This window comes from Lederbergia citrea, from assembly GCF_018343525.1.
GTDB lineage: Bacteria > Bacillota > Bacilli > Bacillales > Bacillaceae_C > Lederbergia > Lederbergia citrea.
In genome coordinates this window covers 533,397-549,614 of the sequence record NZ_JAGYPH010000002.1, presented here as the reverse complement: position 1 = coordinate 549,614, position 16,218 = coordinate 533,397, and the positions used below count along the sequence as shown (strand labels likewise).

Annotated in this window: 16 protein-coding genes; 5 read left to right on the top strand and 11 right to left on the bottom strand. The window is 41.1% G+C overall.

What is annotated here, in order from left to right:
* Nucleotides 1-563: 563 nt before the first annotated feature.
* A complete protein-coding gene (locus tag KHA88_RS11800; RefSeq protein WP_346729183.1) occupies nt 564-1,028 on the bottom strand; it encodes a C40 family peptidase in 465 nt (154 codons plus the stop codon).
* Between the two features lie 296 nt (nt 1,029-1,324).
* Here KHA88_RS11800 and KHA88_RS21185 point away from each other — a divergent pair, with 296 nt between their 5' ends.
* The 3 genes from KHA88_RS21185 (at nt 1,325) to KHA88_RS11785 (ending at nt 6,962) form a co-directional block, all read left to right on the top strand.
* Complete coding sequence (locus KHA88_RS21185; protein WP_213122011.1) at nt 1,325-2,386, top strand: C40 family peptidase; 1,062 nt, start codon at nt 1,325-1,327, stop codon at nt 2,384-2,386.
* A 174-nt stretch (nt 2,387-2,560) separates the two neighbouring features.
* A complete protein-coding gene (locus KHA88_RS11790) occupies nt 2,561-4,153 on the top strand; it encodes a hypothetical protein (RefSeq protein WP_213122010.1) in 1,593 nt (530 codons plus the stop codon).
* Entirely contained in the window at nt 4,140-6,962 is a 2,823-nt protein-coding gene (locus KHA88_RS11785; protein WP_213098414.1) for a DEAD/DEAH box helicase, read from the top strand. The genes KHA88_RS11790 and KHA88_RS11785 overlap by 14 nt, the downstream gene beginning before the upstream one ends.
* 98 nt (nt 6,963-7,060) lie before the next feature.
* Here the strand turns inward: KHA88_RS11785 and KHA88_RS11780 are convergent, their stop codons facing one another.
* A complete protein-coding gene (locus tag KHA88_RS11780) occupies nt 7,061-7,258 on the bottom strand; it encodes a hypothetical protein (protein WP_213098415.1) in 198 nt (65 codons plus the stop codon).
* Between the two features lie 30 nt (nt 7,259-7,288).
* The gene (gene ssb / locus KHA88_RS11775; protein WP_213098416.1) at nt 7,289-7,639 is read right to left on the bottom strand and encodes a single-stranded DNA-binding protein; all 351 of its coding nucleotides are present in this window, start codon (nt 7,637-7,639) and stop codon (nt 7,289-7,291) included.
* Between the two features lie 250 nt (nt 7,640-7,889).
* Between ssb and KHA88_RS11770 the strand changes: the two genes are divergently transcribed.
* Nucleotides 7,890-8,306 carry a YwpF-like family protein gene (locus KHA88_RS11770; protein ID WP_213098417.1) on the top strand — a complete coding sequence of 139 codons (417 nt, stop codon included), beginning with the start codon at nt 7,890-7,892 and terminating at the stop codon, nt 8,304-8,306.
* A gap of 109 nt (nt 8,307-8,415) precedes the next feature.
* On the opposite strand, the gene KHA88_RS11765 is transcribed toward KHA88_RS11770, so the two are convergent.
* Both KHA88_RS11765 and KHA88_RS11760 read right to left on the bottom strand, forming a co-directional pair.
* Nucleotides 8,416-8,682 carry a hypothetical protein gene (locus tag KHA88_RS11765; RefSeq protein WP_213122009.1) on the bottom strand — a complete coding sequence of 89 codons (267 nt, stop codon included), beginning with the start codon at nt 8,680-8,682 and terminating at the stop codon, nt 8,416-8,418.
* 392 nt (nt 8,683-9,074) lie between these two features.
* Nucleotides 9,075-10,370: an MFS transporter gene (locus tag KHA88_RS11760; RefSeq protein ID WP_213122008.1), complete on the bottom strand. Its 1,296-nt coding sequence runs from the start codon at nt 10,368-10,370 to the stop codon at nt 9,075-9,077.
* Between the two features lie 296 nt (nt 10,371-10,666).
* Between KHA88_RS11760 and KHA88_RS11755 the strand changes: the two genes are divergently transcribed.
* A complete protein-coding gene (locus KHA88_RS11755) occupies nt 10,667-11,908 on the top strand; it encodes a helix-turn-helix domain-containing protein (protein ID WP_346729181.1) in 1,242 nt (413 codons plus the stop codon).
* Between the two features lie 30 nt (nt 11,909-11,938).
* Here KHA88_RS11755 and fabZ read toward each other — a convergent pair whose 3' ends face one another.
* The 6 genes from fabZ to spoIIID all read right to left on the bottom strand — a co-directional run bounded on the left by fabZ (nt 11,939) and on the right by spoIIID (nt 15,955).
* Nucleotides 11,939-12,361: a 3-hydroxyacyl-ACP dehydratase FabZ gene (fabZ, locus tag KHA88_RS11750; protein WP_213098422.1), complete on the bottom strand. Its 423-nt coding sequence runs from the start codon at nt 12,359-12,361 to the stop codon at nt 11,939-11,941.
* A 46-nt stretch (nt 12,362-12,407) separates the two neighbouring features.
* A complete protein-coding gene (locus KHA88_RS11745; RefSeq protein ID WP_249313075.1) occupies nt 12,408-12,692 on the bottom strand; it encodes a DNA-directed RNA polymerase subunit beta in 285 nt (94 codons plus the stop codon).
* 59 nt (nt 12,693-12,751) lie between these two features.
* Nucleotides 12,752-13,579 carry a flagellar hook-basal body protein gene (locus KHA88_RS11740; RefSeq protein ID WP_213122007.1) on the bottom strand — a complete coding sequence of 276 codons (828 nt, stop codon included), beginning with the start codon at nt 13,577-13,579 and terminating at the stop codon, nt 12,752-12,754.
* A 31-nt stretch (nt 13,580-13,610) separates the two neighbouring features.
* Entirely contained in the window at nt 13,611-14,393 is a 783-nt protein-coding gene (locus tag KHA88_RS11735) for a flagellar hook-basal body protein (protein ID WP_213122006.1), read from the bottom strand.
* 114 nt (nt 14,394-14,507) lie between these two features.
* Complete coding sequence (gene mreB / locus KHA88_RS11730; protein WP_213098425.1) at nt 14,508-15,509, bottom strand: rod shape-determining protein; 1,002 nt, start codon at nt 15,507-15,509, stop codon at nt 14,508-14,510.
* Nucleotides 15,510-15,676: 167 nt separating this feature from the next.
* The gene (spoIIID, locus tag KHA88_RS11725; protein WP_213098426.1) at nt 15,677-15,955 is read right to left on the bottom strand and encodes a sporulation transcriptional regulator SpoIIID; all 279 of its coding nucleotides are present in this window, start codon (nt 15,953-15,955) and stop codon (nt 15,677-15,679) included.
* Between the last annotated feature and the right edge of the window lie 263 nt (nt 15,956-16,218).

Genomic DNA, 16,218 nt, shown 5'->3' with positions numbered 1-16,218 from the left:
TTCGTTGAGTGGCTTGAATATACACGTGAGTGGCGCGCATTTGCGATGAGTGGCTTGTATAGGAGCGTGAGTGGCTCGCATTTTTGCTGAGTGGCTTGAATATGCACGTGAGTGGCTCGTATTTATGCTGAGTGGCTTGAATACGACAGCGAGTGGCTCGCATTTGCGATGAGTGGCTTGAATACGACCGCGAGTGGCGCGCATTTGCGATGAGTGGCTTGAATACGTACGCGAGTGGCTCGCATTTTGGCTGAGTGGCTTGAATTTGTACCCGAGTGGCTCGAATATGTCCGTGAGTGGCGCGCATTTGTGCTGAGTGGCTTGAATACGATCGCGAGTGGCTCGCATTTGTGCTGAGTGGCTTGAATATGCACGTGAGTGGCTCGCATTTGCGATGAGTGGCTTGAATATGTACCCGAGTGGCGCGCATTTGCGATGAGTGGCTTGAATACGACCGCAAGTTGGATAAATAAGCCATGAATACAGACAACACAACTCTCTATCCGCCATATTAATCGCAAAAACACCCGGCATCCATATGAATGCCGGGCCATTACCTTCTATTATAGTACTCTTCTCGCGCCAACGTAGCGAGATTTCCAGTAGTATGGGTCGTTGATTGATGTGATGGCGACGCCTCTACCGGCTGAGTGGATAAATTGATTTTTTCCTATGTAGATACCTACATGTGAAACTTTATTTGCCGAACTAGTTTTGAAGAAAACGAGATCTCCTGCTTTAAGGTTCTTTTTGCTGACTTTTTTGCCTTTATTAAATTGGGCTGAAGCAGTACGCGGGATGCTGACTCCTTGCTTTTTGAAAGTGTAGGATGTGAATCCGGAGCAATCGAATCCTTTCGGGCTTGATCCTCCATATATGTAGCGGACACCTAAATATTTCTTTCCTTGTTTAACGATGTTGCTTGCTTTGGCTTTCGGTGCTGCGCTGGCAGCTTCTGGTTGAACAAATACTCCTGCGAGCATGAGGATTGCAATTATAGAAATGAAACCTTTTTTTAATATAGACACTACTGGTATTCCCCCCAGATATTTCGACTCTCTCTAGTAGTCTTTTAATTGAATTCATCATAACATAGGAAAATGCGGTATGATTTTACATTTATGTAACATTATTTTTGCATTAATGTAATAAAAAGAGGGTATATAAGAAGGTTATGGCAGAAAAACCGCTATTTCCCTATCTAATTGTAAAAATATGGTTTTTACATTAAAGTAATGTTACAATTTGTTAAGTTTTACTAAAAAAGCATAATTTTATGGTAAAGTTGTGGAAAGATAGGGAATTATAGGGGGAAAAAATAAGAATGCGAAAGAAAATTGTAACTACTGCTACGGCTGTTTTTTTGGCTGCCTCTTTCACCGGACAAGCTTCTGCGGCAACCCATGAAGTTAAAAGTGGAGATTCTCTTTGGAAAATTGCCTCGAATTATAATACTACTGTCGCACAATTAAAAGAGATGAACAATCTCAAAAATGATTTAATTTATCCTAGACAAGTATTGCACGTTACTCCAATAGAATCTGCGAAAGTACAAAATTCAGCACCTAAACAACCTGCACAACCTAAGCAAAGTCAACCAGTTGCAGCTAAAACGTATGTTGTTAAAGCTGGAGATAGTTTATATAAAATTGCTTCATTGCATAAAGTCACAATTGCCCAGTTGAAACAGTGGAACGGACTTAAAAGTGACCTCATCCACCCTGGTCAAGTATTCAAAGTTTCACAATCTTCATCTACTAGCACCGAAACTGTATCACCTAAACCAGCACCAAGTCCTGCTCAGCAGCCTGCAACTGGAACATATAAAGTTGTTTCCGGAGATACGCTTGGCAAAATTGCACTAAAATATGGGACAACAGTAAGCAACCTAAAATCTTGGAACAACCTTAAATCTGATTTGATTCTTGTTGGCCAAGTTTTAAAAGTTAACGGAAGTTCTGTTGTTGCTCCCAAGCCTGAAGCTCCTGTGTCTGTTGCAAAACCTGACACACCTAAAGTGACGGTGACCTCTTCTGCTGTTATTGATGTCGCTAAAAATGCTCTTGGTACGAAATATGCTTGGGGTGGATCATCGCTTTCAGGCTTTGATTGCAGTGGGTTCATCTACTATGTTTTCAATAATAGCGGCAAGCAGATTAGTAGATTAAGTGCAGATGGATATTTTAACCGCTCCTATTATGTCAATAAACCGGAGCCTGGTGATCTCGTATTCTTTGAAAATACATATAAACGAGGCATTTCTCATATGGGTATTTTTCTTGGAAACGGTCAATTCATCCATGCGGGTGATAATGGCGTTGAAATTTCTAGTTTGAGCAACTCTTACTGGAAAAGTAAATTCAACGGCTATAAAAAATTCTATTAAGAAAAGCGCAAGCGCGTTGATTTCGAGGGGCTAGGCGCTGGAGCTAGACATGTTAGAAATGATTAATATGATAAAACCGTCAACTTTTGTTGGCGGTTTTTTTTGATTGATTTTCTCCTCCTCTGTCAATCCGAACAAAATCGCGGTATAATAAGGATTTGGAGGTTATTGAATATGTATAACAAACAGTTGCTGAATTCACTACAATCATATAGCGAAGAACTGCAGGACATTCTTGATCCAAGAAGCGAAGTGCATCAAAAGCTTGTACAAAAAGGGATGATTCTTTTTCGCCAGCAGCTTGTGTACGGAGTGAAATTCTCCAATGGCAAGGTTGAAGCGAAAGTTCGCGACGTCTCCCCTGTTCATGTAGAATTGTTTTTTGAACATATGGGAAACAATACATGTACCTGTCCGGAAGAAGGAATGTGCCGACACCAGACAGCTTTATTTTTCACTGTCCTTTCCAGGTCGCAAAGTATTTTTTTATGGATGCAAGAATGGAAAGAGCATTGGAAAATAAATGATTTGCTTTCATCGCTTCAGCGAGGTTCCGATTTGTTAACTAAAATGCCTCCGAGTTCAGAAACGGGTCCGGAACAATGGTTGGAGCGCATTAAAAATGCGTATCATCATGTTTCAGCGACTAATTTTTTTCAGCTTGATGAATGGGCAAGGACTTGCTACCGGCGGCTAATCGGTTTTGCACCTGTTGAGCGGGAATGGAAGCCTCTTTATCAACTGTTTGCGGCATGTGAATCAGTCAAAGTGATTAATTCCATTGCGACAGAAAAGAAAAAGAGAGCTCATTTAAGTTCTTTTGTTCAACAGATGCTAGAAGAAGCAGATGAAGCACTTGCGAGTTTAGCTACTACAGCCTCCCCTTTCGCATTTGATGAGTATCTTCATTATTTGCGTGAAAATAGTAAAAGTTTTTTGGAAGATGAAACGGTATTTCCAACTGAATATACCGATATATATATGAAGCTTTGGGCTTCACTTTTTAAACATAGCAGCGACAGACGTAAAGAATGGAGTCGTCTTCAAGAAATTGTGGGCGACATACATGATGACCGTATCAATATTGCTTTTATTCACTTGTCGATTTTGCTTGAAGAAGACGAACTGGCATTGAAAAAAATCGATCAATTAGGAGCGGACACCGCCCCCTATGCATTAAGGTGGATGAAGTTATTACAGGCAGAACGGACAAAGTCACGCCTTACAGCTTTTCTACCTGTCTTTATCAATCATATTACGACTTTTATTTCGTCTCTCCCGCGAAACTACGAACAAGCACAATTTACAAGGGCTTTATTTCAAGTACTAGATAGTGGGACGGCAATCAAGCTGGAGCCTGCACTGCTAGAAAAAGCGTATATAAAATTACTGCCACATAGTCGATTTCAATATAATGAATATTTGCTAACGAAGCAGGATTATCGAAAATGGGCCGAGCTTCAAGCATATACAGAAAATAGTCTTGAATATATTGACCGCCATACAATAGATATGGTGGCAAAACAGGATCCAGGTGCTTTGCAGCCGCTTTACCATGATACGATAACAGTGCTGATTAATAATCGAACGCGTGATTCTTATAAAAGAGCTGTTCGCTATTTAAAAAGACTGCAAAAGCTTTATAAGAAAGAAAAGAAAATGCCCCAGTGGGAGCTTTATTTAACTGAATTGCTCGGCAGAACAAAGCGCCTGCGCGCCTTTCAGGAAGAATGCAGGAAAGGAAAATTAATACATGACGAATCTTGATGTGCTCAATCTCCATATTGTCCCACATAAGACAGATTCATTTTTCTTATATGCGGAAAATGAAGATTCCACTCCTGTTGATCCACATTTTTGGAAGCAACAACTCTTTCTTTGGCATGAAGAAAGCTTTTACGGAGCTTTTTTAGAGAAAACGCAAGTAAATGGGCAAGAAGGAATTTTGATAAATAGCTACAATCTCTTGTCACTTCTTGGACATGAGCGATTTAGCTCCCTTATCGACTGGAATTGGTGTGAGCCTGGGGATGCCCTCCTTGCTGTTGCGCCCATTATGCTTGAAGCGATAAAGGATGGGAAGTGGCTTCCGACATTTACGGATGAAGAGGATGCCGCTTTTCGTTGGGAAGTCCCGCAAATGGTTTGGGATGAATTCGCTTCTGTCTTCTGGGAGCAGCTGTTCCATGAGGAAGAAATGAAAGATTTCGTTACGCGTTTTTATCATCACGCGTTATCCACTTATTTGGAACAAGGTGCCGAGGGAGATACACTCGCTGAAAAATTGGAGTTACTTAAAAAGAGTCCGCTGACAGCGAAGGAACTAAGCGATTACTTCGACGAAGAGCGCTGGAGCGACTGGACGGGAATGTCTGAAAATGCCCTTCCTTTTTCGATTGGAATTCGTTTATCCGAGCCTGATGAAGACGATCAACCTTGGAAACTGGAAACGGTGCTTCGTGACATAAAAAAACCGGAACGTATTTTTTCATTATCGCAAAAAAGTCGCATTCCAAAACGATGGATCCCCCATTTGGATGATGTGTATGCTGAACAAGAACGGTGGCAAAAGCTGTTTCCATGGCTTAAAGGAGAAAATGGACTTACAAATGAGCTTGATGAAGCTTCTGCATGGGATTTTCTTACCGATGCTAGCGGAAAGCTGCTTGCACTCGGAATAGAAATCTTACTTCCTGCTTGGTGGGAAGCAATGCGTGAAGCTAATATGGCTGTCAAAGCAAGAGTGCGGCAAACGAGCACGAATTACCGGCCTTCTTTTGTTGGTCTCGATGCAATGTTGGATTTTGACTGGCGTCTCTCCATGAACGGAACAGATTTTTCTGAGGAAGAATTTCAAACGCTTGTCCATGAACAGCGCAGGCTTGTTAAAATTCGTGGACGCTGGGTAAAGCTCGATCCAAAAATGATTGCCCATATACAAGTATTGATGAAACAAGCGAAAAAAGAAGGACTGCGCGTCCAAGATATTTTTTCGTTGCGAGATGACGAAGATGATGACGAAAGGATTGATTTAGATGAATTTGATCCGCGCGCTTTTGCTCAGATTAAAATTGAACTAAACCAATCTTTGAAAAAGATGCTTCGTCAGCTGAACACCATTTCCGAAATTCCTGTCATTCCTGTCTCTTCCGAATTAATCGGAGAGCTTCGACCGTATCAGCACCAAGGATTAAACTGGCTAGGATTCCTAAGACAATACGGCTTTGGTGCTTGTCTTGCTGATGATATGGGGCTCGGAAAAACGATCCAACTCATTTCTTATTTGCTTCACGTAAAAAACAATGGTTTAAGTGAAACTCCCGCCTTGATCATTTGTCCGACATCTGTCCTTGGCAACTGGCAGCATGAACTTGAGCGCTTTGCTCCTAGCTTGAACGTTGTTTTGCACTATGGGGCGAATCGACCAAAAGGCGAGATGTTTGTTGATAACATAAAGGATGCCGATGTTGTGCTGACCAGCTACGGGCTTTCACATCTTGATTTCGAAGAGTTTTCCAGTCTTGAGTGGAGTACCATCGCTCTGGATGAAGCGCAAAATATTAAAAATGCGGATACAAAGCAATCAAGAGCGATTCGTAAATTGAACGGCAGACACCATATTGCTTTAACAGGAACACCGATGGAGAATCGACTTGCTGAATTATGGTCGATTTTTGATTTTATCAATCACGGCTATCTTGGAACGTTTGGGCAATTTCAAAAGAAATACATCGTCCCAATTGAAAAAGATAATTCAGAAGCAAAAATCCGTGAGCTACAGCAGTTAATTAAACCATTTTTACTAAGAAGGACGAAAAAGGATCCGGAAGTAGAATTGAATTTGCCTGACAAACTAGAGCAGAAAGAATATTGCGCCTTAACTGCTGAACAAGCTGCTCTGTATGAAGATCTGGTCCAAGACACTTTTAGTAAAATTGAGACCTTGTCCTCCTTTGAAAGAAAAGGGCTTATTTTACAAATGTTGAATCGGTTGAAGCAGCTTTGTAATCATCCTGCCTTATTTTTAAAAGAAGAGGTACCTGCAGATATAGAGACGAGGTCAAATAAGCTTGGTGCACTCGTTCAGCTTGCGGATGCGATTATGGAATCCGGAGAAGGCTGCATCATTTTCACCCAATATATCGGAATGGGCGAAATGATTCGTACGGTTTTGCAAGAGCGTTACTCCATCACCGTTCCGTTTTTAAATGGCAGTATGCCAAAAGCGCAACGGGATAACTATGTCGCGCGTTTTCAAAATGGCGAATTCCCCTTTTTCCTACTTTCATTGAAAGCGGGCGGAACTGGTTTGAATTTAACCGCAGCAAACCACGTCATTCATTATGATCGTTGGTGGAATCCTGCTGTCGAAAATCAAGCGACAGACCGTGCTTATCGCATTGGGCAAAATCGATTTGTTCATGTGCATAAGTTTATTACCACTGGCACGTTGGAGGAAAAAATTGATTTGATGCTTGAGAAAAAGCAGGCGTTAAATGATGAGATTATTAGAAGCGATCAATGGGTGACAGAACTGTCGAACGATGATTTACGCAGTTTGCTTGCACTGGCTTAAAAAACGGGGCTGTTCCACGTATGATGGAACAGTCCCTTTCTAATTGTGAGGCAGGTGAAACGGGGAGGCGCTGTTTGCAAAGGCACAGTATAGGGGTTTTACTGCGCCATCATACTTTTTTCGTGAGCCGGATGGTTGGAACTTGGGAAATTTGCATTTTGCTGATTTTGGAGAAGAAATTCAAGTTGGGCAACTCGTTGAGATAGTTGATGGATTTGTTGGTTGGCCTTCCCTAGCTTGAAGATGAGGTCTCCAATCAAGATTTCCACGGAATCTCCGCGCGTAGTTGTTCTCAAGCATTCACCTCCTTAAAGGTTCAGATTTGTTTAAAAAGGATGTAGCTCTTTCTCCTCCACAGGCCGTCCTCCCATAAATTTGACAGAGTCGGCAACAACTTCGGTAACGTAAATCTTCTTTCCATCTTGACCTTCGTAATTCCTCGTCTGAATTTTTCCAGTGACACCGACAATAGAGCCCTTACTGCAATATTTTGCCGTGTTTTCAGCCGTTTTGTTCCAAAGCGTACATAGGACAAAATCAGCATCATAGTCACCTTTCGAATTTCTGTAATGACGATTTAGTGCAAGTGTGATATTCAATACCGCCTTACCTTCCACTGTGTACCGAAGATCTGGATCTTTCGTCATCCGGCCGACCAATGTCACTTGATTAATCAACTTTTTCAGCTCCTTTTCAGGGGGGTATCCACATCTTAGAGGAGAACTTTTTGTTTGTAAAATGGCCGTGGTCCGTTTTCTTTCGGTAGATTTTTTGGGAAAATTCGGTTTTCATGACGGGAATTTTGTTTTTAATGATCTGTTTTTGTCGAAATATAAAATTCAATTCTTTTTATAAAGATTTTCCGAAAAACAATTCAGCTGAAAAAATGATATAATTTGAGAAAATGATGCTTGGAGGCGAACCAGGTTGAAAACATTTAAAATCGTTGCCCTGCAAATGTTAAAAGAGCATAAAGCGGAAAACATACCGCTTACAGACGGGTTAATTATTAATAAAGAAAATGAGGACGGCTTTTGGATTATCGAAGCTTTTATTGATGAAAAATATGAAGAGCTATTTCAAAAGAAATATGATAGCAAGGAAATTTTTGAAATAAGAGTCATCATTACTCATGCGGCCAATGACCCCGCTCCCTTTACCGTAAAAGTTCATACGATTAAACGAGTCGATCATCGTATTAGCGTTTTATTTGAAGGACGGCTGAGTAAAAGGCGAAATGATTACTCGGAGCTATTGCTTGACGATCTCATTAAAGAAGGATTTAGCGGTGAGAAGCTCATAGAGGAATTTAAGAGGAGAATGAAGACGAAACAAAAGGTATAGATGAGCGCTTCCGGAGGCGTAGTTTGCCTTTAAGAAGCGATTGCTCCTTTCCGCCCGAAGCTGGATGGAAATTGTTAAAAAAAGAAAAAGCAGGGTAAATTTCCCCTGCTTATCTGTTGTTGTCGGTGCGGTTCATGTCGTTGTTGTTATCATTTAATCCATTATTGCCATTTAAATCGTTATTGTCGTTCAAGCCATTGTCATTGTTAACGCCATTGTTGTTATTCATATCGTTATGGCGGTCTACGTTATCGTTTACCCCATGGTCAGTAGCTGGTGGCGGTGGATTATTATTATCATTGTTCGTTCCACACCCCATAAGTAATAAGGACGCTACTGCTATTCCTCCAATAAGCTTTGTTACTTTCGTATTCATTTGGTTAGCTCCTTTCAAATTTAGGTATTGGTATATCAGCATTACGCAAAAATGCGTACATACTAATACTCCTTTTTTTGACCTTGCGTCTGGTCTGACATTAGCTTTCCCAAAATCTGAAAAATACTTCATAAAATTTTATTTTTGAATAAAAAAAGATACTTGGGTGGAGTTGTAAGGACAAATGCCATATGAATGCGATTTTTATCGAATAAAAAAATGACGCCGGAATCATCTATTTTGAGATGATGGGCATCATTAAACAGCGTTGAAGCCTGCCAACACTGATTTTAGTTAAAGACTGTTCTCATAAACCTAATATGAAGACAAATTTCAGTACTTTTGATCAAAGTCTGTCTTCATCCACCCACTAAATTAGAAGTCTTCTCTTGTTATGAAACAGATTCTGCCTTTCCTGAAGCTGGTCGGCCTAGTTCCGGGTGCGCTTCCCGTATGATGGAAGGTCTTGCGAGAATAAGCACGATGATGATGAGCAGTGCAGCCGACGTGAGCAATATCCATTGTGCAGGCATGATATCGTAAAAGAATCCGTACAACACCATCCCAAGTGGCATAAGCGCCATTGACATCGTTTCAAGGATGGAGAAAATGCGGCCTTTGAAATCGTCGTCAATTTGCTTTTGCATCATCACTTGAATCGGTGTATTCACGACAATGACCATGGCACCAAAACCAAACATGACCACTGCATAATAAGCGAACATCATGCCGTAGGGCAACACAATCATTAAAGGCAAACCAATTCCCCCCATGAGTGTACCCATTGCAAGTATGCCTCGTTTCGATACGAGAAGCGGGAATTTCACTTCTTTTCGTACGGAGAAGTAAATTGCCATTAACAGCATGCCTACTGCAAATGCTCCTTCCGTAAAGCCAAAATGCTGAGGTGCCATTTTCATTTTTTCAATGAGGATATAGGAATAGCCAACCTCGAATGCGCCAAAAAGGAAATTGATCAACAGTGCAATCCAAATGATTATCATTAGTACTGGCTGCAATTTTAAATAAGCGATTCCTGCCTTCATACTTTGCCACATTGGTTCTTTTGTTTCCCCTTCTGCCTTCTCTTTCCGCTTCGCAAACAATTTGAAGTTCATTGTCGATTCGAGGATTACGGCAATAACAGAAGCAATCATGAACATAATAAGAAATACCGGCATTGATACAACCCCATATAGCAGACCGCCTACTGCTGGGCTGCCAATTGAAGCAAATGACATAGACATTTGGTTCAATGACATCGCCTTCTGGATCCTTGGTTCGTCAACAAGCCCGGAAATGGATGAAGTGAATGTTACCCCGGAAAACGTTGATGTGAGTGATAAAATACTTGTCGTAACAAATATGGCGACAAGAGATAGACCGAAAGTCAAAGTGACATATAAAAGTCCGCCAATCGCCATGGTTGTTGCTATTTGAGAGATGACGACAATCCTCTTTCGCGAATAATTATCGGCGAGATATCCCACAAAAGGTGCAGCAAGCGTTCTCGGTAAAATATTGCATATTAAATTTGTGGCAAAGCTTGTGGCAGATCCCGTCGTCTGTAAAATATAAAAGCTGATGGCGAATGCATATACTTGAGCTCCAAACGAGGAAATGAGCTTACTAATCGTAAAGGTCCATAAATGATACGTCGCTTTTTTGAGCTTCAAAGCGTTTTCCATACTAACACTCCATCCATAAAGTTTAATTTAATTAAACAAAGAATAACACGTTATTACTTCCATTGCAAGATAAAGTTTAATATAATTAAACTAAAGAAAAGCGGAAGCGCCTTGCGAAGGAAGAACGGCTAAGAGCGCCACGTCGTGTGGCAACGCCGTTCTGACTCGCATCCTGCGGGCCTCCGACAAGCAAATGTTCTGATCCAACAAAAGTCCGGTCTTGACTTTTAATGCCTCAGGTTATTTGACCTCGAGGGGCTAGGCGCTGGAGCTAGACAGAGCAACACAACCAGGAGGTGTTCCAAATCGAAACATTGGGAGAGCGGATACGCAAATTACGAAAACAGAAAAAAATGACGCTCGAAGCACTTGCTGGCGAAGAAATTACAAAGGGCATGTTGAGCTTAATCGAGAATAATAAGGCGAATCCGTCAATGGAAAGCTTAACTTACATCGCAGAGCGACTTGGCGTTGAAGTGGCTATGCTAATGGAGTCAGTGAGTTCCCAGGAATTAAGGGAAGTGCTTGAGGAAGCTGAAAAGCTATACAATATTGAGTTTGAACAAAAGACCGATGAATATAAACGAATCATTACGTTAGTTGAGCCTTATTTAGATAAACTTACACAAGGATATGAAGCGGCACGTTTATTAGAAATGTATAGCCGTTGTGTTTATCATGAAAAATCAGCTGGCTGGGAGGAACTTTCCGACCGGGCAGCAGAAATATATGAGCAAATGAATCTTACGGCAAAACGGGCTGATGTTGGACTTTTCCGTGCGATGGTAAAATTCAGTGAGCATGATTACGCACAATCTTTGGACATCCTTTTGCGGGAACGGGCTGAAGTTGAAGCGAATCACGCTTATATTGATCCGATGACACATGTTGATTTTGATTACCATGAAGCGCTTTTGCATTTTGCTATAGGAGATACGGAATCGGCAACACGGGGCATGGAAAGTGCAATCGATTATTCAAAAAAACACCGAATTTTTTACCGAATCGATGATTTGTATAGAATTGCGGCAGCAAACGCAATGATGGCCGGGAATGACGAGAAAAAGTTGTATTATACGAAAAAGCTGAAACAATACGGGGATTTTGCCGATGACTTACATTCCATTATATTTTATGATTTGATCAATGCCGAGACTCTCATAACTGAGGATGATTATGTTGGTGCACTGGACATTATTGACCGATATTTATCCGATCCGAAATTAAGGGAAAACTATGGGAATTGGTTCTATCTTGGTAAAGGAAAAGCATTATACGGTCTTGGCCGCTATGAAGAAGCACTCCATTGGCTGGAAAAAATAATCATTCCGTCATATGCACATCATCCGTTTGATTTGTCTTTATTTTTCGTTATGGATTCTTACAAAGCATTGTGTCATATGCATCTGGGAAATCCGGACGAGGCTCTCGAATCAGCAAAACTTGCTGTGGAAAATATTGCCCCGCTACCACATACGCCGTTTAAAGAGTTTATTCATAAAACGTATGAAGCCATTGAAAAACAAAACCCGCTGTAGACTTTTGAGTCCGAAGCGGGTTTTTATAGCTTATTTTAACGCGAATGTAATTTCTGCTTCACAAGCAAGTTCGCCGTTGATTGTTGCAGTTCCCTTGCCTTTGCCGATTGGGCCTTTAATCCGGATGATTTCAACTTCCAGGCGAAGCTGGTCACCAGGTGTTACTTGCTTTTTAAAACGGCAGTTGTCGATTCCCGCTAAAAATCCAATTTTTCCGCGGTTCTCTTCTTTTTTCAGCATGGCAATAGCTCCGACCTGTGCTAGCGCCTCTACAATTAGAACGCCTGGCATAACCGGATAGTCAGGGAAATGGCCATTGAAAAACTCTTCATTTGCCGTGACATTTTTGATACCCACTACCCTTTTGCCTTCTTCCATTTCCAAAACCTTGTCCACTAACAAGAAAGGGTAACGATGTGGGATGATTTCTTTAATTTGCTGTATATCAAGCATGGCGAAACCTCCATTTATGTATTAAGGAGCAGCTTTAAAACGCTACTCACTTTTTCTCGACAACAAGATCGATAATATGTGTCCAAGTTGTTTTCTTCAGGGCATCTTTCGGATTTCCGTCCCCAATTACGCCATAACCAACCATTAGGCCGGCAACAAGACTGGCTGCAACTAAAATAACGATAAGGAATAGGCGAAGCCAGATTGGAATAAGGCGAATCCTAATTCGCTTCGGTATCTTCGCTTGCTTCTCTACCTTTTGCTCGCGTTTTTGTTTCTTGATTTCTTCTCTTGATAGTACTACTTCTTGGCTGGATTGTTTAGCCATCATAAGATAAACTCCTTGCGATAAAAATGGGGGTTTTCAAATTCTTTATATTATAACATATTTTATCGAATTCCGTTTACTAGTCCCAACATTTGGTCTGATAATGTGATTGAGCGAGATTGAAATTGTAAAGCCCTTTGGACGCTCATCATTTCCGTCATTTCTTTACTCAAATCTACATTAGATCCTTCAAGTGCTCCTTGCTGGATGCTAATATTGTTTCGGGTTGCACCAGTTAAGTCAGCAAAGATTGCAGCTTCGTTCGTATTATCTGGAAGGCCAATTAGATTATCGCCTTTTTGTTCCATGAATTGGGGTTTATTTAAAGCAATGACGCCAAGATTGGCTGTCATCGTTTGTCCATTTTTATTCGATGCTTGGAATGTACCGTTTTTTGAAATCGTGTAGTCACCGAGCTGGTCGGAAAATGTGATCATATTTTCATTTTCATCAAGAATAGGATTGCCATCCTTAGTAACAAGCATTAATTCATTATTTCCGGTCGGCGTTACATAAAGGGCGCCATCACGAGTAAACCTGACGTTTGACCCATTTCCATCTTGGACTAATACTTTTAAAAATTGGTTGTTTTCTGTAAAAGCGATGTCGAGAGATCTGTCTGTATTCTGGATTGTACCTTGCTGGAGAACCATGACCGACTTCGCTATCATCGCGCCAACACCTTGCCGGATTCCGAGAGGAGAAGTACGTCCGACTTCTTTTTCCTGAGCAGGCTGGTTGTTTATTTCCTGAAAGACCATTTCGGCAAATGAAACATCTCTTCTTTTAAAACCGTTCGTTTGAGAATTGGCGATATTATGGCTAATGATATCAAATTGTTTTTGCAGCTGATTAATCGTATTAACGGCTGTTGTCATAGACCTGTTCATAATTCCGTCTCCTTAATGATTGAGCCGATGGTTAGCCATTGACTCTGCCAATTTCATTCACTGCTTTTTCCATACTTTTGTCATAGGCTTGAAGGATTTTTTGATTGGCTTCAAATGCCCTGAAAGCTGTCAGCATTTCGGTCATGGAACGTGAAGCGTCGACTGTAGAGCCTTCAATGAAACCTTGGGCAACAGTAAAAGCTTGACCTGCATTAGGAAGAGGGGTGTTATTTTCTGTCCGAAATAGACTGTCCCCTTCTTTTATGAGTGAGTCAGCATTTTCGGCAACCGCAATGCCAAGCTGGGCAATTTGCACCCCATTTTCTTCAATCATTCCATTGTTACTTACTGTAAATTGATCACTATTTAAACGAATTTGGTTTCCGTTTACATCAAGAACTGGAAGGCCTGCAGCTGTCGTTAACAATCCATCCCCATCAAGCGTGAATCTTCCATTTCGGGTATATTTTGATTGACCGTCATCATCTACTGTAAAAAAGACTGGGCGTCCGTCTGTGTCTGAAAGTGCCAAGTCTGTCTGTAGGCTTGATTCCTGTAAATCCCCTTGGATAAAGCGGGGAAGTGTTTCTTGCATGTATACACCCGTATTGAGAGTGCCAATTTGTTTTACCTTACCTGTTTGGGTGGACGATGCTTCAATCCGTTGAAGAAGCATTTCCGGGAATGCTCTAATCGCTGCCTGATCTTCTTTAAAACCAGGTGTATTAATATTGGCCATATTATTCGTTAACATATCCGTTTTACGCTGTTGCGCGTACATCCCGGATGCTGCCGTATAAAAACCCCGTAACATTCGAACACCTCGCAATATCTCTTTATAAAATATATCGGCTGAAGTTTGCTATATTGAATAAGGAATTTTTTTGGGGCCAGTCCCTAACGAGGGTCTGACCCCAAAGGGACATGTTTATATAAAGTTTCGGCGTGCAATTCGATCCATGTTTTCAAGCATGATGCCTGTTCCTGATGCTACAGAATCCATCGGATGTTCAGCAATGAGAACTGGTACTTTTAATTCATCGGCAAGAAGTTGGTCAATACCGTGAAGCAATGCTCCTCCACCTGTCAAAATGACGCCCCTGTCGATGATATCTGCTGAAAGTTCCGGCGGAGTTTTTTCGAGAACATTTTTTGCCGCTTGGACAATCACATCAATGGATTCACGGAGTGCTTCTTCAATTTCTTTTGAGTAAACAGTGATCGTACGCGGTAAGCCAGATACCATATCGCGTCCGCGAATATCCAGTTCTTCGTTGCGAGACCCCGGGAAAACAGTACCGATATTAATTTTAATGTTTTCAGCTGTTCTTTCTCCGATCAATAGCTTGTACTGCTTTTTCACATAGTTTAGAATTTCGTTGTCGAAGTTATCTCCGGCCATTTTGATCGAAGCAGAAGTAACGATATCACCCATTGATAAAACAGCTACATCTGTTGTCCCGCCGCCAATATCAACAACCATGTTTCCGCTCGGTTGGAAGATGTCCATGCCTGCACCGATCGCAGCCACTTTTGGCTCTTCCTCTAAATAAATTTTCTTGCCGCCGCTTTTTTCCGCAGCTTCTCTAATCGCCTTTTGTTCAACGCTCGTAATGTTTGTTGGACAACAGATCAAAATCCGCGGCTTTGATAAAAATCCTTTAACATTTAGCTTATTAATAAAATGCTTGAGCATTGCTTCTGTCACATCGAAATCAGCAATGACTCCGTCTTTTAGAGGACGGATTGCCACGATATTTCCTGGTGTTCTCCCGACCATCTTCCTAGCTTCTTCTCCTACAGCAAGGACTTTATTCGTATTACGGTCAATGGCTACAACTGAGGGTTCATTTAAGACTATTCCCTGCCCTTTAACATGAATTAATACATTCGCTGTCCCCAAATCTATTCCAATATCCTTAGCAAACATTCAGTAATCCCTTCTTTCATCTATTCATCACATTTTTATGGGTATAAAGTCGTTGATTGTTTGATTTCCCTAATTGTTTATTTTACCATATATCGCTTACAAATAGGAAAGAAGGTATTAAAATTTTGGATTTTAGACAAAAAAAAGGAAGCTTTATGCCCCCTGTCCTAAGCTTTACTAAGTTCATTCGTATTAACTTCTTCTTTTTTATATTTTTGCTTTGTCGCTTCTCCTCCTCGCAAATGCCGGATTGACTTATGATAATCCAATATCAATTTCACTTCATTTGCTAAATCGGGGTTAATTTCTGGGAGGCGCTCCGTCAAATCTTTATGGACAGTACTTTTAGATACGCCAAATTCCTTCGCAATGACGCGAACTGTTTTTCTTGTCTCCACGATATACCTACCAATCTTGATTGTTCGCTCTTTGATGTAATCGTGCACACTGCTCGCCCTCCTCGAATTGGATGTGAGGAGTGTGAAATGAGACTCGTCTGGTTTCGAAAGAAATACTTCATCTGCTCACGCGGGCCAAATTATGTTAGCACCTCTCCGCAGCTTGCGGTTAGTTTAGGAAATATTTTATATGAATGCTATCGCTATTTTCTAGATATAAACGGAACGATAACTGAATGTAGGTTCTTATCAACGATTCCTCACCTCAAACACTCACTTTTTTGTACAGTTTGTATATACTTATTGGTATT